This is a genomic window from Acinetobacter sp. 479375 (genome assembly GCF_000581715.1).
Taxonomy (GTDB): Bacteria; Pseudomonadota; Gammaproteobacteria; order Pseudomonadales; family Moraxellaceae; genus Acinetobacter; species Acinetobacter ursingii.
In genome coordinates this window covers 115,023-140,121 of record NZ_JEZN01000004.1, presented here as the reverse complement: position 1 = coordinate 140,121, position 25,099 = coordinate 115,023, and the positions used below count along the sequence as shown (strand labels likewise).

At 39.4% G+C, this 25,099-nt stretch carries 18 protein-coding genes, 1 other RNA gene and 1 pseudogene; 15 read left to right on the top strand and 5 right to left on the bottom strand.

Annotated features, from left to right (window positions below; all coding sequences use genetic code 11):
• The first annotated feature begins 153 nt into the window (after positions 1 to 153).
• The 8 genes from J500_RS05420 (at position 154) to J500_RS05385 (ending at position 11,394) form a co-directional block, all read left to right on the top strand.
• Entirely contained in the window at positions 154 to 2,223 is a 2,070-nt protein-coding gene (locus tag J500_RS05420) for an EAL domain-containing protein (RefSeq protein WP_034698607.1), read from the top strand.
• A gap of 211 nt (positions 2,224 to 2,434) precedes the next feature.
• On the top strand, positions 2,435 to 2,875 hold the full coding sequence (locus J500_RS05415) for a PaaI family thioesterase (RefSeq protein ID WP_004996063.1): 441 nt from the start codon (positions 2,435 to 2,437) through the stop codon (positions 2,873 to 2,875).
• A 341-nt stretch (positions 2,876 to 3,216) separates the two neighbouring features.
• Positions 3,217 to 4,806, top strand: a complete 1,590-nt coding sequence (locus J500_RS05410) for a peptide chain release factor 3 (protein ID WP_004996066.1) — start codon at positions 3,217 to 3,219, stop codon at positions 4,804 to 4,806.
• Between the two features lie 76 nt (positions 4,807 to 4,882).
• A complete protein-coding gene (locus J500_RS05405; RefSeq protein WP_004996068.1) occupies positions 4,883 to 5,701 on the top strand; it encodes a hypothetical protein in 819 nt (272 codons plus the stop codon).
• A gap of 88 nt (positions 5,702 to 5,789) precedes the next feature.
• Positions 5,790 to 6,800 (top strand): RsiV family protein, encoded by a 1,011-nt coding sequence (locus tag J500_RS05400; RefSeq protein ID WP_004996070.1) that lies wholly within the window; start codon positions 5,790 to 5,792, stop codon positions 6,798 to 6,800.
• A 3-nt stretch (positions 6,801 to 6,803) separates the two neighbouring features.
• On the top strand, positions 6,804 to 7,625 hold the full coding sequence (locus J500_RS05395) for a TatD family hydrolase (protein WP_004996072.1): 822 nt from the start codon (positions 6,804 to 6,806) through the stop codon (positions 7,623 to 7,625).
• Between the two features lie 117 nt (positions 7,626 to 7,742).
• Positions 7,743 to 10,499, top strand: a complete 2,757-nt coding sequence (gene acnA / locus J500_RS05390; protein WP_004996076.1) for an aconitate hydratase AcnA — start codon at positions 7,743 to 7,745, stop codon at positions 10,497 to 10,499.
• Between the two features lie 124 nt (positions 10,500 to 10,623).
• The gene (locus J500_RS05385; protein ID WP_004996079.1) at positions 10,624 to 11,394 is read left to right on the top strand and encodes a ThiF family adenylyltransferase; all 771 of its coding nucleotides are present in this window, start codon (positions 10,624 to 10,626) and stop codon (positions 11,392 to 11,394) included.
• Positions 11,395 to 11,426: 32 nt separating this feature from the next.
• Here J500_RS05385 and J500_RS05380 read toward each other — a convergent pair whose 3' ends face one another.
• Positions 11,427 to 11,906, bottom strand: coding sequence for a hypothetical protein (locus J500_RS05380; protein ID WP_004996081.1), 480 nt, complete (start codon positions 11,904 to 11,906; stop codon positions 11,427 to 11,429).
• 322 nt (positions 11,907 to 12,228) lie between these two features.
• On the bottom strand, positions 12,229 to 13,716 hold the full coding sequence (gene glpK / locus J500_RS05375) for a glycerol kinase GlpK (protein ID WP_034698605.1): 1,488 nt from the start codon (positions 13,714 to 13,716) through the stop codon (positions 12,229 to 12,231).
• Positions 13,717 to 13,846: 130 nt separating this feature from the next.
• Between glpK and ssrA the strand changes: the two genes are divergently transcribed.
• Positions 13,847 to 14,206: a transfer-messenger RNA gene (ssrA, locus tag J500_RS16975) on the top strand.
• Between the two features lie 491 nt (positions 14,207 to 14,697).
• Positions 14,698 to 15,714, top strand: a complete 1,017-nt coding sequence (gene dusA, locus J500_RS05370) for a tRNA dihydrouridine(20/20a) synthase DusA (protein ID WP_004996170.1) — start codon at positions 14,698 to 14,700, stop codon at positions 15,712 to 15,714.
• 147 nt (positions 15,715 to 15,861) lie between these two features.
• On the opposite strand, the gene J500_RS05365 is transcribed toward dusA, so the two are convergent.
• Positions 15,862 to 16,647 (bottom strand): HEAT repeat domain-containing protein, encoded by a 786-nt coding sequence (locus tag J500_RS05365; RefSeq protein WP_004996173.1) that lies wholly within the window; start codon positions 16,645 to 16,647, stop codon positions 15,862 to 15,864.
• Positions 16,648 to 16,792: 145 nt separating this feature from the next.
• Here J500_RS05365 and J500_RS17875 point away from each other — a divergent pair.
• The 3 genes and pseudogenes from J500_RS17875 to J500_RS05355 form a co-directional block, all read left to right on the top strand.
• Positions 16,793 to 16,894 (top strand): annotated as a pseudogene (locus tag J500_RS17875) (IS1595 family transposase); the annotation flags it as partial.
• Between the two features lie 776 nt (positions 16,895 to 17,670).
• Positions 17,671 to 18,669, top strand: a complete 999-nt coding sequence (locus J500_RS05360) for an isopenicillin N synthase family dioxygenase (protein ID WP_034698603.1) — start codon at positions 17,671 to 17,673, stop codon at positions 18,667 to 18,669.
• A gap of 142 nt (positions 18,670 to 18,811) precedes the next feature.
• Positions 18,812 to 19,492: a GntR family transcriptional regulator gene (locus J500_RS05355; protein ID WP_034698601.1), complete on the top strand. Its 681-nt coding sequence runs from the start codon at positions 18,812 to 18,814 to the stop codon at positions 19,490 to 19,492.
• Positions 19,493 to 19,552: 60 nt separating this feature from the next.
• On the opposite strand, the gene J500_RS05350 is transcribed toward J500_RS05355, so the two are convergent.
• Positions 19,553 to 20,500: a PDR/VanB family oxidoreductase gene (locus J500_RS05350; protein ID WP_034698599.1), complete on the bottom strand. Its 948-nt coding sequence runs from the start codon at positions 20,498 to 20,500 to the stop codon at positions 19,553 to 19,555.
• A 12-nt stretch (positions 20,501 to 20,512) separates the two neighbouring features.
• Positions 20,513 to 21,589 carry an aromatic ring-hydroxylating oxygenase subunit alpha gene (locus tag J500_RS05345; RefSeq protein WP_034698597.1) on the bottom strand — a complete coding sequence of 359 codons (1,077 nt, stop codon included), beginning with the start codon at positions 21,587 to 21,589 and terminating at the stop codon, positions 20,513 to 20,515.
• A 483-nt stretch (positions 21,590 to 22,072) separates the two neighbouring features.
• On the opposite strand from J500_RS05345, the gene J500_RS05340 reads away from it, so the two are divergent.
• Positions 22,073 to 23,419, top strand: a complete 1,347-nt coding sequence (locus J500_RS05340) for an MFS transporter (protein ID WP_034698596.1) — start codon at positions 22,073 to 22,075, stop codon at positions 23,417 to 23,419.
• 31 nt (positions 23,420 to 23,450) lie between these two features.
• Complete coding sequence (locus J500_RS05335) at positions 23,451 to 24,731, top strand: OprD family outer membrane porin (protein WP_034698595.1); 1,281 nt, start codon at positions 23,451 to 23,453, stop codon at positions 24,729 to 24,731.
• The last annotated feature ends 368 nt before the right edge of the window (positions 24,732 to 25,099 follow it).

Here is a 25,099-nt window from a genome sequence, read left to right as displayed (position 1 = left end):
TTAAGGTAAAAAAAACTTGACCTTCACAGTGATAGTGGTATTGTTTAATGACATCAAAAACTTGATGTTAAGAAGGTAAAGGTGAGCAGGGAGAGGGCTGTTTATTTAGCTTTCAAAATAAAAACAAGTATCTAATAACCATGGAAATTTTGTATGGTACATGTTGATTATGACTATACCTTTGTACTCGGTTCAGTTCTAGTCGCTGTCATCGTGTGCTATGTAGCCATTTCTACAGAACAATTAATTTTTAAAGACACCTACAAGCATTTTGAAAAATGGATTCTAATTTCCAGTAGTCTTATTTTAGGCTTTGCTATTTGGTCGATGCATTTTGTTGGGATGTTTGCCTGTCATTTACCTGAAGGCTATTCTTTCGATCTAGGCTTAACCATATTGTCCTACCTGATTGCAGCAGTAGCTTCACTGTTCGCACTTTGGTTAACGTCACGTCCAACTTTACCTTTGCCTCGTCTTGTGATTGGCTCTGTTCTCATGGGTTTGGGAATTTCAGGGATGCATTATACGGGTATGATGGGCTTGGTGATCGAAAATCATCATCTGGTCTATGATCCTTTGATTGTTGTATTTTCAGTACTCATTGCGATTAGTGGTTCAGGTTTGGCTTTTTTTCTCATTTTCAAATATAAAAGTGCAATTGGACGAAAATCTGGGTTAAAACTAGCAATAGCGGTGACAATGGCGCTCAGTATTGTGGGGATGCATTATACGGGTATGGCTGCGACTACATTCATTTCGACTCATAATAATCATGTCATGATGGTTTATGAAGCAGGTCAGGGACTGCTCTTATTTACTATCCTGTTTGTGACTAGCCTGATTTTGGTTGCTGGTTTTTGTGTTGCTGTTCTAGAACTCAGGCTGGAGGAGCGTAATCATGCACTTTCACAATTAAATAAAGAACTTGCAGGTCTAGCAACCAAAGATAATCTAACCAAATTACCCAATCGTTTATTTTTAGTTGATTATGCGCAAGTCATTTTTGCAGAACACCGTTTACGTGAGCAGAATATTGCTTTTTTATATTTAGATTTGGATCGCTTTAAGTCAGTCAATGATGCTTTTGGTCATCATGTAGGAGACCAGTTATTGATTCAGATGGCGAATCGTGTTTACCGCCATTTAAATGAACGAAGTAAGTTTTTGAGAATAGGGGGGGATGAGTTTTTACTGATCATTGAAAACTCGACTATTGCAGAAGCTATGGAAAAAGCTGAAGATATTTTGCAGCAGGTTCAGGAAACCTATCTCATTATTGGCAAAGAAATTAATGTATCGGCCAGTGTGGGGATCGCAATGTATCCTGAACATGGCGCAAATTTACAAGATTTATTAATTAATGCTGATGCGGCCATGTTGATTTCTAAAGAGCAAGGACGTAATACCAGTACATTGTTTAGTTATTCCAGCGTACAGGATGAGGCAAAAAGTCAGTCTAAATTAATCAATGATTTGTATAAGGCTGTAGATGAGCAACAATTTGTATTATTTTACCAGCCGAAGTTTACCATTCATCAAAAAATTTGTGGGGTTGAAGCTTTAATTCGCTGGCAACATCCAACATTGGGATTACTCACTCCCCATATGTTTATTGATGGGGCGGAAAAAACGGGTTTGATTGTTCCAATGGGCTATTGGGCGCTTGAAGAGGCCTGTAAGCAGATTCAGGAATGGGTTCATAATAATATTCCTTTTTATCCGATTGCCGTTAATCTTTCTGCAATTCAATTTGAAAACAAAAAATTATTTTCAACTCTTGAAAGTTTAATAGAAAAATATAATATTCAACCTAATCATTTAATTATCGAAATTACTGAATCAACTGCGATGCGTCATATTGATATGAGTATTCGCACTTTTGAACGTTTACGTGATTTGGGTATTCGTATCGCCATTGATGACTTTGGTACAGGTCATTCTAGTTTTCTTTATTTAAAAGATTTACCTGTAGATGAGCTTAAGATTGATCGTGGTTTTATTGTGAACCTTGAATCAGGTTCGAAAGAAAAAATTATTCTGGAAAGTATTATTCAGCTAGCAACAAAATTAGGATTATGTGTCACAGCCGAAGGCGTGGAAACTCCTCAACAAGCCGAAATTTTAAGTCGTTTAGGTTGCCATCAGCTACAAGGTTATCTATTGGGTACGCCTGTTTCAGTAGATCGTCTTGCTATATATAAAGAAAATCACCAATTTGCTTAAATTTTTTTTATAAATTATTGATATTTAATTTTTTTAATAATTTGGATAGTTCAGTAATTTTTTTATATATTAAGTTCTTTTTTGGAACTTGATTGTGTATAGTATTGATATCTGCTGATGTTAAGGACGAATGCTCATTTTAATACAGCAGGATTTATACGATTTTAATTATCTAAGTATTTAAAAAAGGTAGCACAGGAGAGAATGAATCATGGATTTAAAAAAAATGACAGGATTGGAAATAATGCAGGCCTTTGCTCAAGGCTTATTTCCCGCACCTGGTATTGCGAAAACCATGCCGATGCAACCAGTTGAAGTTGAACATGGGCGAATTGTATTTGAAGCGATTGCGGATGAACGACATACCAATCCTTTAGGTGGTGTGCATGGTGGGTTTGCTGCCACAGTACTTGACTCAGTGACAGGTTGTGCTACACATACTGTTTTGGCGGCAGGAGAGGCGTATGGCACGACAGATCTAGCTATTAAAATGTGTCGTCCGATGCCATTTAATCAAAAGCTGATCGCTGAAGGCAAGGTGATTAATATGGGCAAAAATCTGGTGATTTCAGAAGGCTATTTACGTGGCGAAAACGGTAAATTATATGCGCATGCTACAGCGACCAACATGATTATTCGTGCTAAATCTTAGCGGAATCATTGATTCGAAAATAGACGAAATAATTCATTTTTTCTTCAAAAAAAGTAAGCAAGGTCGAGAACAGATTTTCAACTTTGCTAAATACCAGATATCATCATTGAAATTTGTATTGGATACATCCGATGTAAGAAAGCAATAAACAATAAACAGTTTTGGTATTTAGGCGCTGACTGCCGAAGATAGCTTGTGGATAAAACAGATTTCATCCACAGAAACGGATGTGGCGATTTATCCTTTTGCTATTTCTGCTACAATTGCGCCAATTTTAGTTTTCTTACATCTAGGTAACAAATCGTGTTTACCGCAACGATGTTCAATATGAAGATTTATACATGTTTAAAGATCAGTTAGCGCAAGAAGTGAGTGCGCGTAGAACCTTTGCCATCATTTCGCATCCCGATGCGGGTAAAACGACCATGACAGAAAAATTACTGTTATGGGGTAAAGCCATTCAGGTTGCAGGTATGGTAAAAAGCCGTAAATCTGACCGTGCAGCGACATCTGACTGGATGGAAATGGAAAAAGAACGCGGGATTTCGATTACCACGTCAGTGATGCAGTTCCCCTATAAACAACATACCATTAACCTACTCGATACGCCGGGACATGAAGACTTTTCCGAAGATACCTACCGTACTCTAACCGCAGTAGACTCGGCATTGATGGTGATTGATGGTGCAAAAGGGGTCGAGGAACGAACCATTAAATTGATGGAAGTGTGTCGTATGCGTGATACACCGATCATTTCTTTCGTCAACAAAATGGACCGAGAAATTCGAGAGCCTTTAGAACTTCTGGATGAAATCGAAAATGTTTTGAATATTCGCTGTGTTCCTATTACATGGCCTTTAGGCATGGGACGCGACTTTGCGGGTGTTTATAATATTCTTGAAGATAAATTATATGTCTATAAGGCAGGTTTTGGTTCAACCATTACCGATATCGAAGTGCGTGATGGTTATGATCATGCTGATATTCGTGAAAAAGTCGGTGAATTGGCTTGGGCTTCATTTGAAGAGTCGTTAGAACTGGTGCAAATGGCCAATGAACCTTTAGATCGTGATTTGTTCCTGCAAGGTAAACAAACGCCTGTACTTTTTGGTACAGCTTTGGGTAACTTTGCCGTTGATCATGTACTTGATGCTTTTATTCAATGGGCGCCAGAGCCGAAAGCACATCCCACGCAGGAACGTACCGTTGAAGCGACGGAAGAAGGCTTTAGTGGTTTTGTTTTTAAAATTCAGGCCAATATGGATCCGAAACATCGTGACCGTATTGCCTTTATGCGTATTTGTTCAGGTAAATATGAAAAAGGTTTAAAGATGAATCACGTGCGTATTGGAAAAGATGTGCGTATTTCAGATGCATTGACCTTCCTTGCAGGTGAGCGTGAGCATCTGGAAGAAGCTTGGCCAGGTGATATTATCGGTTTACACAATCACGGCACGATTCAGATTGGGGATACCTTTACCAGTGGTGAAAAGCTACATTTTACTGGAATTCCACATTTCGCCCCCGAAATGTTCCGTCGTGTCCGTTTGCGTGATCCTCTCAAATCCAAACAACTACAGAAAGGTTTAAAAGAGTTGTCGGAAGAAGGGGCAACCCAAGTGTTTATGCCACAAAATAGCAATGATTTGATCGTCGGTGCGGTGGGGGTACTTCAGTTTGATGTCGTCGCGTATCGCTTAAAAGAAGAATACAAAGTCGATTGTATTTATGAGCCAGTCAACATTAATACCGTGCGCTGGATCTACTGTGATGATGATAAAAAAATGAATGACTTCAAGAAAAAAGCCCATGATCAATTGTCGCTAGATGGTGGTGGTCATCTGACTTATCTGGCACCGAGTCGTGTTAATTTGCAAATTATGCAGGAACGCTGGCCTGATATTGAGTTCCGCAGTACACGCGAACACTAAATTGCATGCAGCAGCTTCTTTCGGGAAGCTGTTTTTTATTTTAAAGTAGACGCTTTGATCAATGTGGGAAAGCATCATGCAGATGACAAAACAGTTCTTGATGGTGGGTTTAATCGGGATATTGTCCATGCTGGCTGCTTGCACAAAAAGCGATCATGATCAGAAAGCTGAGCAGGAAAAGTCGGCTAATTCACATGATAAAGCAGAGATTTTACCTTATTTGGATATTCAGGAAAGCAAAGCCAAATATGCGTTGCCTTTTTGTGAAAAGAAAAACTGTATTGATATTGATATACAAAGTATTCAAACCAAAGACAGTTGGCTCAATAGCTGGGTTGAGCAAAAGCTGGCGTATGTGGTACAGGCGCAAATCGGTCAAAATCAGAAAATTAATTTGCAAAAAGCCATTAATGCCTATGTTGCTAAATCCGATAATTGGCAGGATCAGTATTCTAAAAATCAGGCTTATGAGCTCCATATCACCACGCGAGTCGCTTCGCAGCGCAATGAATATGTACTCTTGCAAGTGGCTTTAAACTCAAAACAGGAAGAGGTCATCGTCAAGGATCGTTATTATTTCTTTGTGGCCAATCGCAAACTGCAAAAAGAAGTCAATATTTTAGATATTTTACAGAAGAATCAACAAAGTAACATGAATCAAATTGTTCAGGATCATTATCAAAAATGGTTGAAGCAACAATCGGCTGAAGTACAGGCCGAAGCGCCGAAAAAATTATATTGGGGACAGGCGGACTGGTTTTTTGATAGCGAAGGAATTGGACTGCACTATCGTGCCAATCAAATTAGCAAACGAGCGGGTCAATTTGATATTTATTTATCAACAGCGCAAACTAAAACATTGTTACAGCCTGAGATTTATCACAAAATGTTTTAATCTGTATTGAAATTTACACAATACTGGTCAAGCATGATCAAGTTACATTAGCATGAATTGAAAATTATTTTTTGTTAGGCAATGACAAATGTTGCAATCTAAATATTCGCTGTTTCCAGCTCCACAAAGAAAACAATCTACTGCAAAACTTAGTTTGACAGTTGCGGTCTGTGCTTTATTGCTCACTGCTTGTCAGCCCAAGTCTAAACCTGAAGATACTGACCAGAAGCAAAATGCAGCTTCTGAAGTGCAACCACAAGTGTTGGCACTTGAAGGGTCATCTGTACGATTAGCTGTGAATTTGCCAGATTGTTCAGGCAAGAACTGTCCTCAGTTTGTGGTTGAACGTTTACAGAGTAATTTCCCTTTTATTGATCAAATCATGGATCGGGAAATTTTAAAGAACTTAAAACAAATTTTGGATATTTCAGAGATTAATCAAAAAGAGCAGGCGGCTTCAACACCTGCAACGAATCCATCGAAATCAGATGATGTTGCTGCGAGTTCAGAACCTGTATCTGACCAGCAAAAAATGCAGAAACAAGTTGAGCCCTATGTTCAATCTTTTGTCGAGATGGATAAAGAATTAAAAGCGTTGAGTGCCAATCATCAGATTAATATCATGATTAAACCCTCGATTTTAAAATCTCAAGAACCGATCGCGACTGTGGTTTTAAACACCAGTAGCTATTTAGGTGGTGCGCATGGTTCTTCGGCACAGCAGTATTACAACTTTGATTTGAAGCAACAAAAGCAAATTCAACTGAATGATTTGCTCTTGCCCAATCAGAGAAAGGCACTGGAAGCTAAAGCACATGATGCTTTTAAAGCATGGGTGATGGACTCTAAACTTGCGGATAATGTTAATGACTATGAACAAGCTTGGAAGTTTAAGCTTTCAGATAATTTCTTATTAGGCGAGCAAGGTTTAATTTTACAATATGGTGAATATGAAATTGGGCCTTATTCAGCAGGCTTACCACGTTTGGTGATTCCTTATGATCAACTCAACGGTATTTTAAAAGCTGAATATTTACCACATACTCAGGCAGCTTCTGAGCCTGTGGTGAATGCACAGCATCATAAGCCACAGAGTTAAGGGATGCATTTTTCACTATTTGATACGCATACGCATTTTGATGTGTCAGATTTTGATCCTGATCGGAAGGAACTGGCACAACAAGCCAAAGCTGTTGGTGTTGAAAGACTGATTTTAATTGGCTTTAGCGAGTCCAGATTTGCAGATTTGATTCGTATTCAACATGAATTAAATCAGTTACAGCATGCCCCTATCAGCTATTTGGCTCCAGGGCTGCATCCTTTTTATATTGAGCAGCATGCACCAGATCATTTGGAGCGATTGGAACAAATTTTAAAACAAGAGTCTTGTATTGCTGTCGGGGAAATCGGACTTGATACTTTTTTGCCACAGCATAAACAGCCAGAACTTTATCTGAAACAAAAACAATATTTCGCGGATCAACTGAATTTAGCAACGCAGTTTAACAAACCTGTGTTATTGCATATTCGTAAAGCACATGCAGATGTGTTACAGATTTTAAAACAGCAACACTTTAAGTTGGGCGGTATCGCACATGCTTTTAGTGGTGGCATCGAAGAAGCCAAAGCTTTTATTCAGCTTGGCTTTAAGTTGGGTATTACTGGGCAAATTACCAATCCAAATGCGAAAAAACTGCATCGTGTCGTTGCAGAAGTTGGACTTGAACATTTGGTTCTGGAAACCGATTGTCCCGATATGACGCCATTGTGTTGCCAACAATCGACCGAACATCGAACCCGAAATACGCCTGTGAATTTGCCTTATGTATTACAGGGTTTAGCGGCAAGTTTAGCCATCGATGAAGCAACTGTTGCCCAAAAAGTATGGGAAAATTCATTGAACGCACTTCAACTAACGCAATAAAAAACAAGTACATTCAAAAGTATAACCAAAAGAAAACATTCTAATTTTAAAAGTGGCATACATTAAAAGAAGCCAATGAAACTTTAAAAGAACATAGCCAAACCGGAGGATAGCCGCATGGCCAGCTATAGCAAAATCAATAGTTTTAATGCTTTAAAAACACTCAATGTCGGTTCAGCTCAATATCAGATTTTTAGCTTGCAACAAGCAGCCCCGAAGCTCGGTGATATTCACAAGCTTCCCAAATCCTTAAAAGTATTATTAGAAAATTTGTTACGCTTTGAAGATGATCAGACGGTAAGCGCTGCGCATATCCATGCCTTAGTCGATTGGCAAAAAACCAAAACATCGGATCAGGAAATTCAATATCGTCCTGCACGTGTGCTAATGCAGGATTTTACAGGCGTGCCTGCGGTGGTCGATTTGGCTGCAATGCGTGCTGCTATGGCCAAAGCGGGTGGAGATCCTGAAAAAATTAATCCACTTTCTCCTGTTGATCTGGTGATTGACCATTCGGTGATGGTTGATCATTTTGCCAATGATCATGCCTTTGAAGAAAATGTCGAAATTGAAATGCAGCGTAATGGTGAGCGTTATCAGTTCTTACGTTGGGGACAGTCTGCATTTAATAACTTTAGTGTAGTGCCACCCGGAACAGGGATTTGCCATCAGGTCAATCTGGAATATCTGGCTCAAGCGGTTTGGACGGGTGAAGAACAGGGGCAAACCTTTGCTTTTCCCGACACTTTGGTCGGAACGGATTCACATACCACCATGATCAATGGCTTGGGCGTATTGGGCTGGGGCGTCGGTGGGATCGAGGCTGAAGCTGCGATGTTAGGTCAACCGATTTCGATGCTGATTCCAGAAGTAATCGGATTTAAACTGACAGGAAAATTAAAAGAAGGGATTACCGCGACAGATTTAGTGCTGACAATTACCCAAATGCTTCGTCAAAAAGGCGTCGTGGGTAAATTTGTGGAGTTTTATGGCGATGGTCTAGCGGACTTACCATTAGCAGATCGGGCAACGATTGCCAATATGGCACCTGAATATGGTGCGACATGTGGTTTTTTCCCGATAGATGATATTACACTGGACTATATGCGTTTAACAGGACGTAAAGCTGATCGTATTGGGTTGGTCGAAGCCTATAGCAAAGAACAGGGTTTGTGGCGTAATGCAGATGATGAACCTGTCTTTACTGATACTTTAACACTAGATATGGCAACGGTTGAGGCCAGTTTGGCAGGGCCAAAACGTCCACAGGATCGTGTGATATTGGCCAAAGTACCTGAAACGTTTCAAGCTGTCATGGATTTGACTTTAAAGCCAACAAAGCCTGAAAAAGAGCGTTTAGAAAATGAAGGCGGTGGTGGAACAGCGGTTGATGCGCAGCAAGCCAATTTTGAACCTGAAACAGCCCATTGTGTGATTGATGGCGAACGTTATGAGCTGCATCATGGTGATGTGGTGATTTCAGCGATTACATCGTGTACCAATACATCGAATCCAAGTGTGATGTTGGCCGCAGGTTTACTCGCCAAAAAAGCCATTGAAAAAGGTTTACAACGTAAACCGTGGGTAAAAAGCTCTCTGGCTCCGGGTTCTAAGGTCGTCACTGATTATTTGGCTGCTGCGGGTGTGACCCCATATCTGGATGAATTAGGTTATAACCTTGTGGGTTATGGGTGTACTACGTGTATTGGTAACTCTGGTCCATTACCAGATCCGATTGAGGCCGCGATTCAGAAATATGACTTAAATGTCGCATCTGTCTTGTCTGGCAACCGTAACTTTGAAGGTCGTGTACATCCTTTGGTGAAAACCAATTGGTTAGCTTCTCCTCCCTTAGTTGTGGCTTATGGATTGGCGGGAACCATTCGTAAAGATTTAACTTCTGAACCGATTGGGCAGGGCAAAAATGGCGAGGATATTTATTTAAAAGATATCTGGCCGAGCAGTGCTGAAATTGCAGAAGTTTTGCAGAAAGTGAATACGGATATGTTCCATAAGGAATACGCGGCTGTATTTGAGGGCGACGAGAGTTGGAAATCGATCCAAATTCCACAAAGTAAAACCTATGAGTGGGAAGATGATTCGACGTATATTCGTCATCCACCGTTCTTTGAGGGTATCGATCAGCCGCCAGAATCCATCACCAATATTGATTCAGCACGAATTTTAGCCGTATTGGGCGATTCAGTTACCACCGATCATATTTCTCCTGCGGGAAATATCAAAAAGGACAGCCCAGCGGGACGTTACTTACAGGAACATGGAATTGAGCCTAAAGACTTTAACTCTTATGGTTCGCGTCGTGGTAATCATGAAGTGATGATGCGGGGTACATTTGCCAATATCCGTATTAAAAATGAAATGCTTGGTGGTGAAGAGGGTGGTAATACCATTTATATTCCAACAGGTGAAAAATTGGCGATTTATGATGCAGCCATGCGATATAAAGAAGATCAAACGCCATTGGTCATTGTTGCAGGTAAAGAGTATGGTACAGGCTCATCACGTGACTGGGCGGCAAAAGGCACCAATCTTTTGGGTGTAAAAGCAGTCATTGCAGAAAGTTTTGAGCGTATTCACCGTTCAAATCTGGTGGGTATGGGCGTGCTGCCACTTCAGTTTGTCGATGGACAAAATCGACAAGCATTGAATCTTACAGGTAAAGAACAGTTGTCGATTTCTGGACTTTCGGATGATATTCAACCCCATCAAACACTGGGTATCACGGTGAAACGTGAAGATGGCTCAACCGATCAGTTTAAAGTGTTATGCCGTATTGATACTCTAAATGAAGTCGAATACTTTAAGGCAGGCGGTATTTTGCATTATGTATTGCGCAATTTGATTGCAGCATAAAAATAACTCAGTTCCTTTAACCGCCTTCTTCACGGCAAGACGGCGGTTGTCAAATTCAGGCACTAACATTCTCAAATTAAACCCAGTAAAATAGCATGCTGAAAAATTCCTGAAAGAAGATGTAATGACTGAACTCCAAGCCGATGAATATGACCGCCGTTTTGCAGGCGTTGCCAAGATATATGGTGATGATGCGTTTACTCATTATGAAAAAAGTCATGTTATGGTGATTGGAATTGGCGGTGTTGGAAGTTGGGCTGTGGAAGCACTTGCACGTACAGGGATTGGCGAATTGACACTGGTAGATATGGATGTACTAGCTGCATCCAATATTAATCGTCAGTTGCCTGCGCTATCTTCAACTTTGGGGCAGGAAAAAGCCGAAGTGATGGCGGAACGCTGTCGTCAGATTAACCCGCGGATCAAGGTCAATGTGATCGATGATTTTCTTTCAACTGACAATGTTGCTGAAATACTTTCCTCAAAACCTGATGTGGTTTTAGATTGTATTGATGACGTCAAAGCTAAACTGGCTTTGATGCTTTACTGTCGTTTTAATAAAATTGCGCTCGTGGTTTCAGGCGGGGCAGGTGGAAAAATTGATCCGCTTAAAATTCGAGTGGCTGATCTGTCCAAAACTGAGCAAGATCCGATGTTGGCAAAATTACGCAGTCAATTACGTGCTAAAGGAATTTGTAAAAAGCCAAAAGAAAAATTCGGGATGACCTGTATTTATTCGCTCGAACAACCTACCTTACAAAACAATCTATGCGCGAGTGCGGGTTTACGCTGTGGCGGCTATGGTTCATCGGTAATGGTGACTTCCAGCTTTGGCATGATTGCAGCGGCTGAAGTTTTGAAAAAATTAGACATGAAAAAAACGAAGCCTAAATAAGCTTCGTTCATCATCAATATACTATTTAAAGCTTACAACGGGCGATAATAGGTATATGTGACATTATTATCTTTATATACATCGTAGCTTTGCTGTTTAAAATCAGAAATCCACTGACTACCGCTGTAACCCGCAATATGTCCATACACATGATTTGGGGTGCGTTTAATAATATAAATGTCACCCTTTTGAGGATGATCAAACTCAGGTTGAATTTGTCGATAACCAATTTTGGTTAAAGTATCGCCCCAGTCAGAAGCAGCAATAGGGTGGCTGACGATCTTAGCACCCGCAGATTGCAAAGCGATACGAACACTTTTGGCACATTTTGCTGTGCTGTAGTTACCACTGATACTTTTTAATTTAGCAACGAATTTGTGGATATCGATCTGGCTACGTGAACCATCCGACCCAAAAGAAAACGGTGCTGATCTTTCCCTGTTTTCAGTCACAGTCACTTGCGGTGCATTCTGTGTTTGATAACTATCTGCTACTTGTCCGTCATAAATCATCGTTCAAACTCGTTCTTACATTATTTACACATATCAATAACAATGTATTTGCTTGGCGGAATGATGCTATCGCCTGAACCTTAAAAACTGTTTTAAGGAATGTAATAATATTTCACAAGTCTGAAACATTTATAAAAAAATATAAATTTATCATGGTATTACTTTAGTGTCATTTGGCTAAAATTTGGTAAAAAAGAATTTAAATAAATCAATTTTTACTGGATTTAGTTCTGAATTAAAAAGTAATAATGAAAGCTCACACATAAATATATTGAAAGCGACACTAATTTGATAAATAGAAATAATCGATAAAAATTTACGATCAATATAAATCTGATTTGGCACGTTTTAACGCATGATGCCATCGTTTAAGATGGTGAGAACGTTCATCTTCGTTCATTTGCGGTTCAAAGGCACGATCAAGTTGCCAAGACTCAGCGATTTCGTTGAGATTTGAAAAAATGCCAGATTTTAGACCTGCCATCGCGGCCGCCCCCCAAGCCGTTGATTCAAGCATTTTAGGCCGTAATACAGGGACGTTGAGAATATCTGCCTGAAATTGCATCAGCATATCATTCTGACTTGCTCCACCATCGACTCGTAATTCTTTTAAAGGTTGGGATAAATCTGACTGCATGGCACAAAGCACATCCGACACTTGAAAAGCAATCGATTCAAGCGCCGCCCGCGCGATATGTGCTTTATTGGTTCCCCGTGACATCCCGCACAATAACGCACGTGCTTCACTGTCCCAGTGTGGTGCACCCAAGCCCGTGAAAGCGGGAACTAATACTACACCCTCACTGCTTTTGACCTGATTGGCCAATTGTTCAACCTGAACACTGCTCTGAATAATGCCCAAACCATCACGTAACCACTGTACAATTGCGCCAGCCATAAATACACTCCCTTCAAGCGCATAGCGGGTTTGATTCTGACATTGCCATGCCAGTGTGGTCAGCAGTTGATTTTGACTAAATTGTAATTCCTCGCCAGTATTAAACAGCATGAAGCATCCTGTTCCATAGGTATTTTTTGCTGTACCTATTTCAAAGCATGACTGTCCAAATAGGGCGGCTTGCTGATCACCTAAAACACCCGCGATCGGAATGGTGCTACCCAGTAACCCCGGTGCTGTATCAGCTATATAAGCATCAGATGAAATAATGGTTGGAAGAACCGAAGCCGGGATATGAAACAATTCGAGCAACTCTTCATCCCAGCTTTGAGTCTGAAGATTCATGAGCATGGTTCTTGAAGCATTACTGACTTCAATGACATGTTCTGCACCTTGAGTTAGATTCCAGATCAACCAACTATCGATCGTTCCAAAAGCAACACGCCCTTGCTCCGCGAGTGTTCTTAGTCCGTCTACATTTTCAAGCAGCCAGACCAATTTGCCTGCGCTAAAGTAGGGGTCGATTCTCAGTCCTGTTTTATGATGGACTTTATCCTGCAATTTTTGCTGGATTAGGCCACTGCACCAGTCTGCCGCACGACGATCCTGCCAAATAATTGCAGGTGCTAGTGCTTTGCCAGTACATTTATCCCATACCACCGTCGTTTCACGCTGATTGGTCAGTCCTAGCGCTTTAATATCCTTTGCCAAGACATGTGCAGAGGCTAAAGCCTGCTGTACCACTGCTATCTGACTTGACCAGATTTCATCGGCATCTTGTTCGACCCAACCTGAATGCGGGGTTCTTATTTTTGTTTCGCGTTGAGCGGTTGCATGAACATGTCCCTGTTCATCAAAAATAATCGCGCGGCTAGAAGTCGTTCCCTGATCGAGTGCAAGTAAATAGCTCATATTTGTTATAGATAGACTTGAAAAATAAAATATTATCTCAATTATCATGTTAAATACATCAGTAGAATCTAGTTGGTTATAAATTGCATAGCAATTTTTGCCGCCTGTGTTATGATGTATGAACTCATCTGGGGGTGTTATTGGCTTCGACGCTGGTGATGAAGCTCATAGATGCATGCCGAGAGCGCATTTTCTCTCGTAAATAAAATTTGCATTTTAATAGTCGCAAACGACGAAACTTACGCTCTAGCTGCCTAAGGGCAGCTTGTCCGCTTCCTAGAATACTTGTGGTTTAGGAACCCGACTGTAGCGCACGCACACAAGTCCGTATAGAGTCAAGCCTCGGGACTTTATACCAAACTTAGAGGATCGCAACTTGTACCCTGTTCGTCGGGTCACTTGGTGTTAAAACAATAGACGATATCTAAGCATGTAGTATTCTCGAGTGTAGTGCTGGCGGACGCGGGTTCAACTCCCGCCACCTCCACCAAAATTCGATTCGGAGCAATCCGATGAAATATAAAAAAGTCTTTAAGTTCAATACTTAAAGGCTTTTTTATTTGGTTGTTTGTCCGATGCAATTCGACATAGTTTGACTACATTTTTGCTTTCTGTGGGTTAAAAATGGGTTAATTTATCCATCTTATCCCCATCGAATTTGGTTGACTCAAATAAAATTTCTGGATTTTATCAATTTCTGCTTCATGCTTATCGATTTAAAAGCCAGTCAAACGCTTGGTAAAAAATGTCTGACTTTCTTTAAATACAGGAAATCCTTTTTATTAATTCTGATCTCCACACGATAACGCATTGTTCCATCCTTAAGTTTTCATTGTGGTATAGTACCCGCAAAATTTACACCATAAAATTTGCGCCTTTGTGGCTCAAAGATGGTATAGATTTTAATCGAAACGGTGCAAATTAGGCCTCGATGGTTGCAAATAATTTAGTATCAACATCAACTTATATGGATGATTTTTAATGATTAAATCAGAAAAAATTGAAAATACTAAAGATTTAAGAATCAGCATTGCCCCGATGATGGATTGGACAACCCGAGACTATCGTTTTTTTGCACGACTATTTAATCCCAATATTGTGCTGTATACCGAAATGGTAACGACAGGTGCGATTATTCATGGCGATGCTAAACGCCACTTAGATTTTAATTCACAAGAGCATCCATTGGTCTTACAACTCGGTGGTTCAAACCCTCAAGATTTAGCAACCTGCACAAAAATGGCCGAAGATTGGGGCTATAACGAAGTCAATCTAAATGTTGGCTGTCCAAGCGATCGTGTCCAAAACAATAAAATTGGCGCATGTCTAATGGCTGAACCCAACCTTGTTGCTGAATGTATTGACCAAATGCAAAAAGCTGTTTCTATCCCTGTAACAGTCAAACATCGAATTGGGATAGATGATATGCAGTCCTATGAAGAAATGCTGCATTTTGTAGATACTGTTGCTGCAACTGGTTGTACTCATTTTGTGGTACATGCTCGCATCGCGATTTTGCAGGGTTTATCACCGAAGGAAAATCGTGAAGTTCCTCCGTTACGCTATGAAGATGTCTATCGTTTAAAACGTGAACGTCCAAATTTGACCATTGAAATTAACGGTGGCATCAAGACCTTTGAGGAAACACAACAACACCTGCAACATGTAGATGGCGTCATGATTGGTCGTGAAGCCTATCATAATCCTTATTTACTTGCGGAGTTTGGACAATTCTGGAACTTAGACATGCCAGATCGATTTAACATCATGCAACAGATGATGCCTTATATCGAAAAACGTTTAGCCGAAGGCGCGCCTCTTTCGATTATTACTCGACATATTTTAGGTTTATTTCAAAATCTTCCAGGTGCACGTAAATGGCGACAAGCCCTGAGTGGTGGCAATGCCAAGTCTATTCGTGATATTGAAATTGCATTAGTAAATATTCGTGAAACTATTCAACGATCAGAAGAATCTCAGCAAGAACAGCATATATAAGGATTTAAAAAACCTTTGTCATGTAATGCTGAGCGTAGAATATTAATTTTTTAAGGGCTGTACTAGATTCGCGATGTGCTAATCTAGGAAAATGAAGCTAACCAATTGTAAATTAAATAAGAAAATTCAATTAAAAGGCTATTTGCATTACTTGGTTGAATTTAACTTGTTAAGTGCTAAGTTTCTAATATCTTCGCTTTCATCATTTAAGAAGTATTCAGCCATTTCAGGTAGTTCAACCAACACGTTTTTGCGAATTTTAGAGTCTAGGTCAGTTTTTAGTTTTGATGCAAAAGATTTGTCTATATGAAAACACAATAATTTAATATCAGCCGATTCATCGTTGATAAAGAGTTCAGCTAGATTTTTATGCTGATACAGCGCATTCCATCTAACTTTTAAACTTTTGTCATTTACATACTGTCTAGCACACACCTCCCATTTTGCACACCACTCTCGTACAAAGTCAGAAGAATCATTCATTAATTTCAAACCATATTCTTCACTTTTCACAGCAACTACAGCACGAACATAGTGATGTGTATCGTTTAAAAGTACATCTGAAATCTTTGTTGAAGCATATATACAGGAAGCCCGAACATCAGGACTTTTATCATTCATTAAATCATGTGCAATTAACTTGTTATTTTTAGCCGCTCTCATTCGCACATCATCACATTGACTATGAGCCATAACAACCAAACTACTAGCCCACTTCGCGCAACCGACATCAAAAAATTCCCAAAAATCTTCATTGTTTTTTAATACTTCAATGAATTTTTGGTGTGAGTTTGTAATTGTGGAAAATTTTTTAGATATTTCTTCATCATTACAGATGCCTTCAAATAACCCTTGATGGTATTCCATAAAGTCATCATAACTAAGGTCTTGGCAAATCATATCAATATAAAATGGCACATCTGCAAGTTTCATTTTCAAAGGCTTGTGGAGTATATTATCTATATAATACCTACAATCATGGCATGAAAAAATAAGCATATAAGTAAAAAATCAAATTAACAACTCTCAACCTTGAATTGCAAATAGCCAATTAAAATTGCTAAAGTTTTTCATGCTTGGTGTAACTGCAAGAGCTGCTGCTGATAAAATGATTGTTTTTGGATTATTAAAGCATAATGGAAAGCTCTATACTGCTGTTGTTTCAGACACTAAATCCAGTCCTTAATGCCTGATTTTCATTTTGAAATATGACGAAATATTCAACGATGTCCTTCTCTCGATGGAAGAGGGCTTAAATGCAACTTTAAAAAGAGCTTACTGTCTAACATAAAAACTTTTGCTTAATCTTTAAGATAACATTGTGAATCAATCTATTGATTCTGGCTTGATACAAGCTGCCATCAGCTGGATTACGTAAATATTGCTTATAGTCTATGCCTAGAATATTTCTTAAGCTGAAGATAGCATCCTAATAATGACTAAAGTTTTTAGAAAAAATCTATTCTTATTCTATGTGATCCTAATTTTTGCGCAGTATAAGGCATAATTTGCGGGAAATTTAAAACAACAACAATGAGTTGTGTATATATCTAAAATGTATTTGTCATGATTTACATTGATTTTAAGAAACTAAAAGTTAAGATTTTATCAGCTAAATTATCCATAATGGTGCATTAATTGCGCTAAAACGGAGCATTTTTATGTGCTCTCTTTTTAAGAAAGTGCTCAATAACGGAGTATCAAATATTCTAAGGATTTGGAAAAATAGAAAATTTAAAAATAATTTTTAATCTGGCATAATCATTGCTTAATTTTGATTAGAGTATAAGCTGTCAACATATTGATTTATTCATTATGTGGGTCATTGCTCTAAGCGACATGTATTTTCCTTGCGAAATAATGATGTTGTTTAGCGTGGCTCAATTGAATGTTCGACCCATTTTCATGACATTGAGTCACATCATTAAAGTTCCTTTTTTAATGTGAGTGACAAGCATGAACAGTTTAAATACCAATACCGAATTTTCTCTAGAAGAATTAAAAAAAGAATCCGTGATGGGCGTGATGGGAACTGAAACCCAACGTGAAGTACGGATTATCGACCTCAGTGATTTTGAAAATCGCAAATATGAAATTGCCGATCAACTCTGGAATGCAGCGGTTGAGATTGGTTTTTTTCAAGTTGCCAATCACGGCATTCCGCAAAAAGAGATTCAGCAGGCATTTGGTTTGGCAGAACAATTTTTTGCTTTGCCACGCGAAGTTAAAGCACAATTTCCCCTAAACCGTAATGCAGGTTGGGAAAGCAAGGCACAAATTCGTCCATCTACTAAAACGCCAGATCAAAAAGAATCTTATCAAATCACGCGTCCCCGCATGAGCAACTTATGGCCGACCCAACAAGAATTGCCAGATTTTAAAGCGCAAGTATTGAATTTTGAAAGCCAATGTTGGTCGGTAGGCATGAAAATTCTGTCTTGTTTTGCCTATAAAATGGGCTTTTCTGAAGATTTCTTTACTTTGGCGCATGATCCATCTAAAGAAACCTATCAAAGCACCTTACGCATGTTGCATTATTTTGCTGTCGATCCTGCGCTTAAAGATGAACTCGGTTTGTGGCGTGCAGGTGCACATACCGATTTTGACTGCCTAACTTTATTATTCCAACAAAAAGGACAAGGGGGATTACAGGTTTGCCCAGGCAAGGAAATGGAAAATCGTGCATGGACTTCGATCGAGCCACGTGAAGATTTAATCACGTGTAATATTGGTGATATGTTGATGCGTTGGAGTGATGACGTTTTACCATCCAATTTCCATCGTGTAAAAAATCCAGCGGATCATGAATATCAAGGTGCACGTTATAGTTTGGCTTTTTTCTGTCAAGCTAATGAGGATGTATTGATTCAAAGTCCTCAAGGCAAATATCCTGACATTACTGCAAAGGATTATCTGGCGCAGCGGATCAGTGCCAATTTCTCTGGCAAATATTGATTGATCGTAGCGAATGAAAAAAAGTAGCCCATTAAGCTGCTTTTTTCATTTGTTTTTTGAGGCTAAACAATAAGAAAAGCATTGTCATCAACATATCGATCTTGTTAGCATCGATTGAGATTTTCCATTGCAAGTGTCTGTTATGTCTTCGGGGCAACAAGTTTTAATTAAACTCAGAAAAATGATTATTGCAGGTGAACTCGAAGGTGGCAGCCGTATTGCGGAAATTCCAACGGCTGAAATGCTTGGGGTCTCTCGGCAGCCTGTGAGAATGGCTTTTCGCTTGCTTGAGCAGGAAGGACTCCTCATTAAAAATCCAACCCGTGGTTATATCGTGCGTGAAATTTCGGATGACCTTATACGGGATGCCTTACAAGTCCGTGGGGTGCTTGAAGGCTTGGCTGCAAAAACATTGGCAGAAAAGGGAATAACCGAGGAACAGAAAAAAACCTTAAGTCACTGTATTGAACAAACTGAAAAGTTATTTGAGGGCAAAACTGAATTTGGTGACGAAGAATTGGAAAGCTATCATCACTGGAATGTTATTTTTCACGATACGGTTATTCAGGGGGCAGGGAATATCGCTTTAACACAGGCTTTGGCGAAAAATAATCAATTGCCGATGGCCTCTGCACAAGCATTGACCTATGACCAATCTCGTGCGCTATCGGAATATCGCCGTCTACATTATGCTCATTTACAGCATTGTTCTATCTATGATGCTTTAGTTCAACGTCAGGCAGGACGTGCTGAAAGTTTGATGCGAGAACATAGTGCTGTCGTGATGTTAGGCGAAACAGTCAAACATATCTTATCAACATGACTTTGAAAAAACTCCTACACATAGGCTTGATGAAATGTATAGGATAAAAACAGCAAAGTTTTAAGCCAGATCAATCACCAGTGTTTTTGATTTGGCGCGTGAACAGCAGGGGGTAAATTGGTTATTGAGAGAATGCTCATCATCGGTCATAAATACATCGCGATGATCAGGTGTCCCTGCCACTACACGGGTGATACAGGTTCCACAAACACCCTGTTCGCATGATATTGGCACTTCAAAACCATTTTCCAGTAAAGCCTGAGTGGCAGTTTGATGTGGATGAACTTTGATTTTACGATCTGAGCCAAGCACTTCAATAGTAAATGCCTCATTTTCACTTTGATCTAACTGCTGTGCGACAAAATGTTCCTGATGCAATTGCTCACTTGACCAACCTGCCTGCTCGGCTGAATCCATCACAAATTGCATAAAACCCGTTGGACCACAGACATATAAATGTCGTTGTGTTGAAACCTCTTTTAGAACATCTTGCATATTACATTGAGTTTCTGGCTGATCCTGAATATGAAAATGGATTTGATTTGGGAAATGCTCAGTCAAGTTGCCATAAAAGGCGATCATTTCATGGCAACGTACAAAATAATGTAATTCAAAAGGAATGTGTTGTTGTCTCAGACGATAGGCCATCGAAATAATAGGCGTAATACCAATGCCACCTGCAAATAAAACAGCTTGCTGAGTTTCAGGGTGGATTTTAAATAAATTGCGCGGTTCACCAATGCTCAGTCGATCACCTTCTCGATATTCGGTATGGATGCAACGTGACCCACCACGTGAATGTTCATCATGTAAAACGCCAATCACATAACGATGATTTTCACTGCAACAATTGGAGAGAGAATACTGCCGTATCAGTCCATTTTTAAGATGAACATCGATATGCGCACCCGCTTCAAATACAGGCAAAGCGGTATGATTAGCTGAAATTAACTCAAATGCACGAATGTTTGAGGTGAGTTGGTGGATTTTATTGATGATCACATCCATGTGCTGTACTCCTTAAATCACGCGAATATTGGGAAATTTTCGGTTTTGGCTTTCATGAGATGGTGGATTTTCTTTGGCAAGCAAGCGATCAATAATTTTACGTGACTGTACCCCGCCTGCATCTATATTCAGCATCAGCAACTGACGTTGAGGATTGCGTAAAATATTTTGTTGCTGTTGTTCCAGCATTTCCAAATCTTCAGTAAAAATCTTACCTTGTCCTTCGCGGATCTGCTCGGTCAGCTCGACATTCTCTGGTTGGAAGTTACGAGCCATTCCCCAGAAATACCAATGCGATGTTTCGGTTTCAGGCGTAATAAAATCCACCACAATCGATGATACTTTTTTGTCTTTGGCTGCATGATAGCCACCGTGACCTGCATGTGCGACGCCTACTTCGATATGAACATTACTTGGCGCAAAAAAATGACAGCGCTGCCAACGGTCTACTGCTACATCATCTGCTAACTGGTTGCCACGCAGTGCCATTTGCCAAAATGGAGGGGCAGATACATTCTCCATATAACGTTCGGTAATGACATGATCACCATCGACTTTAGTAACGGGCAACGCTTCGTCAATTTCCTTTTGACCAATACTGCTCGAATGTACATAGGTTTCATGGGTAAGATCCATGAGATTATCAATCATGAGGCGATAGTCACATTGAATATGAAATAAGCCACCGCCATAGCTCCACTCTGGATGATCTGCCCATTCTAATACAGGCAAATCAGCTTCATTGGCTAAAGTTTTTTCACCTGGCCAAACCCAGATAAATCCAAATTTTTCTACGACAGCGTAAGATTTATTACAAGGGAAACCTGCTACGCGTTGTGCTGGCATAGAGATGGTTTTACCTTCGCAGCCCATGACCAGACCATGATAGCCGCAAACCAGATTGCCATCTTCGACATAACCTAAAGATAAGGGCGCACCCCGATGTGGACAGAAATCCTCAACCGCAGCGACTTTATTTTCTTTGCCTCGATAGAAAACAATTTTTTCTCCACAAATGGTACGACCAAGAGGCTTATCCTGAATATCCTCAGGACGGCAGGCAACATACCAAGCATTTTTTATAAACATGTGTGACGACTCCTTATCACTTATTGGATCCAATTTATTGGGTTTGAAAATTGCCGTCAAGTGGTGAAATATAGACTTATTCAATTTTTATTATTTATATTATTGTAATTAAATAAAATTTATTTTTTATGAAAATAATTTTAAAACTGTTTTTCTCCACTTTGTGCTTTTTTTAGAATTTAAATGAAATAAAATTTTTAAACTTTATTTTTATATATTTAATAATATTTTATGTTTATTTATCGCTTGTGGGGGATTGGATTGTTACGATGATCGCACAAAAAATATCTTAAAAAATTGATTTTATGGATCCAGTAATGTATCTGTATGCATATTGAGCAGGATGCTCCAAAAATAGATGAATTCTATTTTTGTAATCAAATTATTCCTTCTAGGCAATTATGGATACGGATATGCATAATCACCCAGCATCTCATTACAGAATGTCGCGTGTATATCTTGTCCATATCGAGAGATATGCAAATGGAAAGAGATGTTCTAGGTGAAATTAATCAAAATCAAATGAGCCGCTATCAGTGGTTTGTCATTACGATTTGTCTTTGTCTTAATATTATCGATGGCTTTGATGTCATGGTTATGGCATTTACTGCGCCATCAGTTGCCGCTGAGTGGTCACTTTCAGGTGCGCAAATTGGATTGTTGTTGAGCTCTGGCTTGTTTGGTATGGCAGCAGGCTCCATCTTTTTAGCTCCACTTGCCGATAGAATTGGCCGTCGATTATTGATTTTAATCTGTTTGGTGATTGCGGGATTAAGCATGATCGCGTGTGCATTTGTACATAGTCATAGCTTGCTGGCAGCGCTTCGTTTCATTACAGGTATTGGCGTAGGGGGGATTCTGGCAAGCAGTAATGTATTGGCCAGTGAATATGCGAATACTCGTTGGAGAAGTCTAGCCGTCAGTTTGATGTCAACGGGCTATGGAATAGGCGCAACATTAGGAGGAATTTTATCACTTGTTTTAATTGAGCATTTGGGTTGGCGTTCAATTTTTATGGCAGGGGGTTTGACCACGATTTTTATGCTGTTGGTGAGCCTATGGCTATTACCTGAATCAATTGATTATTTATTTGCAAAAAAACCAAAACAGGCATTAGAAAAGGTAAATGCGGTCATGCAGCGGATGGGTTTATCGACGTTGTTAGTTTTACCACACTATGAAAAAAGTCATAAAAATAAAGGCGGAGAAATTACCAAGCTATTTCAGGGTCAACTTGGGTTTCAAACTTTTTGTTTATGGGGCGCTTTTTTTATGGTGATGTTTGGTTTTTATTTTGTGATGAGCTGGACACCTAAAATCCTAATTTCAATGGGGATGTCGCCAGATCAAAGTGTGAGTACGGGTATTCTAATTAGTATTGGTGGAATTTTTGGTGCAGCGATTATTGGTTTGCTCGCATCTCGTATGAAAATTTTCTATGCCTTAAGCTTATTTTTAGGATTGACTGCTGTCTGTATTTTCTTATTTGTCGCAGTCTATTCTCAAGTCAGTATTGCACTTATTGTGGGCCTATTACTTGGGACACTGATTAATGGTTGTGTCGCTGGTTTATATTCAATTTCTCCAACCATTTATGACGCAGGTATTCGTAGTCGCGGAGTGGGTTATGCGATTGGTTTTGGTCGTATGGGTGCCATTTTATCTCCAACCATTGCGGGAATTTTTCTGGATCAGGGCGTAGCTCCTGCAACTTTATATGCGTATTACGGCATTGTTTTTATTCTTGCAATCTTTCTGATTCTAAGTTTGGGTAAGGCATTTTATCGCCAGCAAAAGGCTCAATCTTATTCCATAAAAACATTAGCTTAACCTCATAAAAATTAAATTGTAGAGATTGAAAATGACAAAGACATCATTATGGGTGGGGATTTGCTTGTGCCCATTATTTGCCCCATGTACTCATGCCGAATTCATTGCAGATAGCAAAGCTGAGATCACACTTCGAAACTTTTATTTCGATCGGGATTATAAAAAAGACCCGTATCCCTATACTGCTGCACGTGATTGGGCACAAGGCCTGATTTTTAAAGGGCAATCGGGCTATACCGAAGGCACCGTTGGCTTGGGGGTTGATGTACTGGCAATGGCAGGTTTTAACCTGCTTGGTCACCATGCTGATGATTACGCACGAAGTGGTTTATTGCAGGTAAATTCCGATAATACACGTGATGATTATTATGGAAAAATAGGGGTTACTGCAAAAGCAAAATATCGCCAAAATGAATTGTTTGTGGGGGATCTGGTTCCTTTACTGCCCACTATTTTTTCGTCCCCTGCAAGGCTTTTTCCACAAACGTATCGTGGTGTTCGTTTACTATCGACTGAAATTCCAAATTTACAGTTGGAAGGCTTTTATGTTGATGAGGTACGCCAGCGTGATTCAACACGTTATACCGATGTGGGTATTGATAATATTAATCATCGTTTTGACAAGGCTGCAACAACGGATCATTTCTATAGCATCGGCGGAGCCTATCAGTTTAAGAACTATCGGATACGTGCTTATCAGGCAGAACTTCAAAATATTTATCAGCAGCAGTTTTTCGGATTTAATGGCAAACAAGCACTGAATGATCAATTAAATTTTCTAAGTGATGTGCGTTTTTTTAACAGTGAAGATACGGAGTCACGTAAAGTTGGTAATGTTGACAATCAACATTTGAGCGCTTTGTTTGGTTTGAACTATCAAAATCACACTGTTTCTTTGGGTTATATGCAGGCTTTTGGTTCAACAGGACTACCATTTTTATCAGGTACAGAAAGTCCAGTCGTTCTGGATTTTATGAGTTCAGATTATTCCAATAAAGATGAAAAAGTCTATTCGATTCGTTATGAATATGATTTTAAAGATGCACGGATGGGAGATGTTTCTTTAAATGGTCTGCGCTTTATGACGCGTTATGCCAAAGGCGAGAATATTGATTTACTGAGTTATGGGGATCAGCGTTTTAAGGAGGACTCACTCGAATTCGATTTAGGCTATCGCATTCCAGAAGGAAAGTTAAAAGGACTTGGGCTACGAGCTCGTTTTTCTCATTATCGTAATGATATGCCTACGAATATGGTATTTCATTCAACCAATGAAACTCGTTTGAATGTGGATTATACATTTAAATTTTAATTGATTTACATTGGTTTTTTAATTGAATGAAAAAAAACAAGCTCATCTAACAGTGAGCTTGTTTTTTTAAGGATGTATCATACACGGTTTGCAATGGAGGGATTCCATGCAACGTAGTTATAGATCTAGTCGGTATTTCTCTATTGTTTCATCCATTGTTTACCATGCGAAACCAGTTAAATTTGTGTGGTTCATTGTTGAGGTTGTTTTTCAAAAATTTTTAAAGTTGTTTGTTCTTTGCATCTAGCAAATTGGATTAATAAGCACTGCATCTTCAATCGCTATACCTGAACGCACTACTTTGTCCGATGAAATACTTATATTGAAATAAGTATTTATATTTAAAGTACAGTTTCTTATATGAAGCG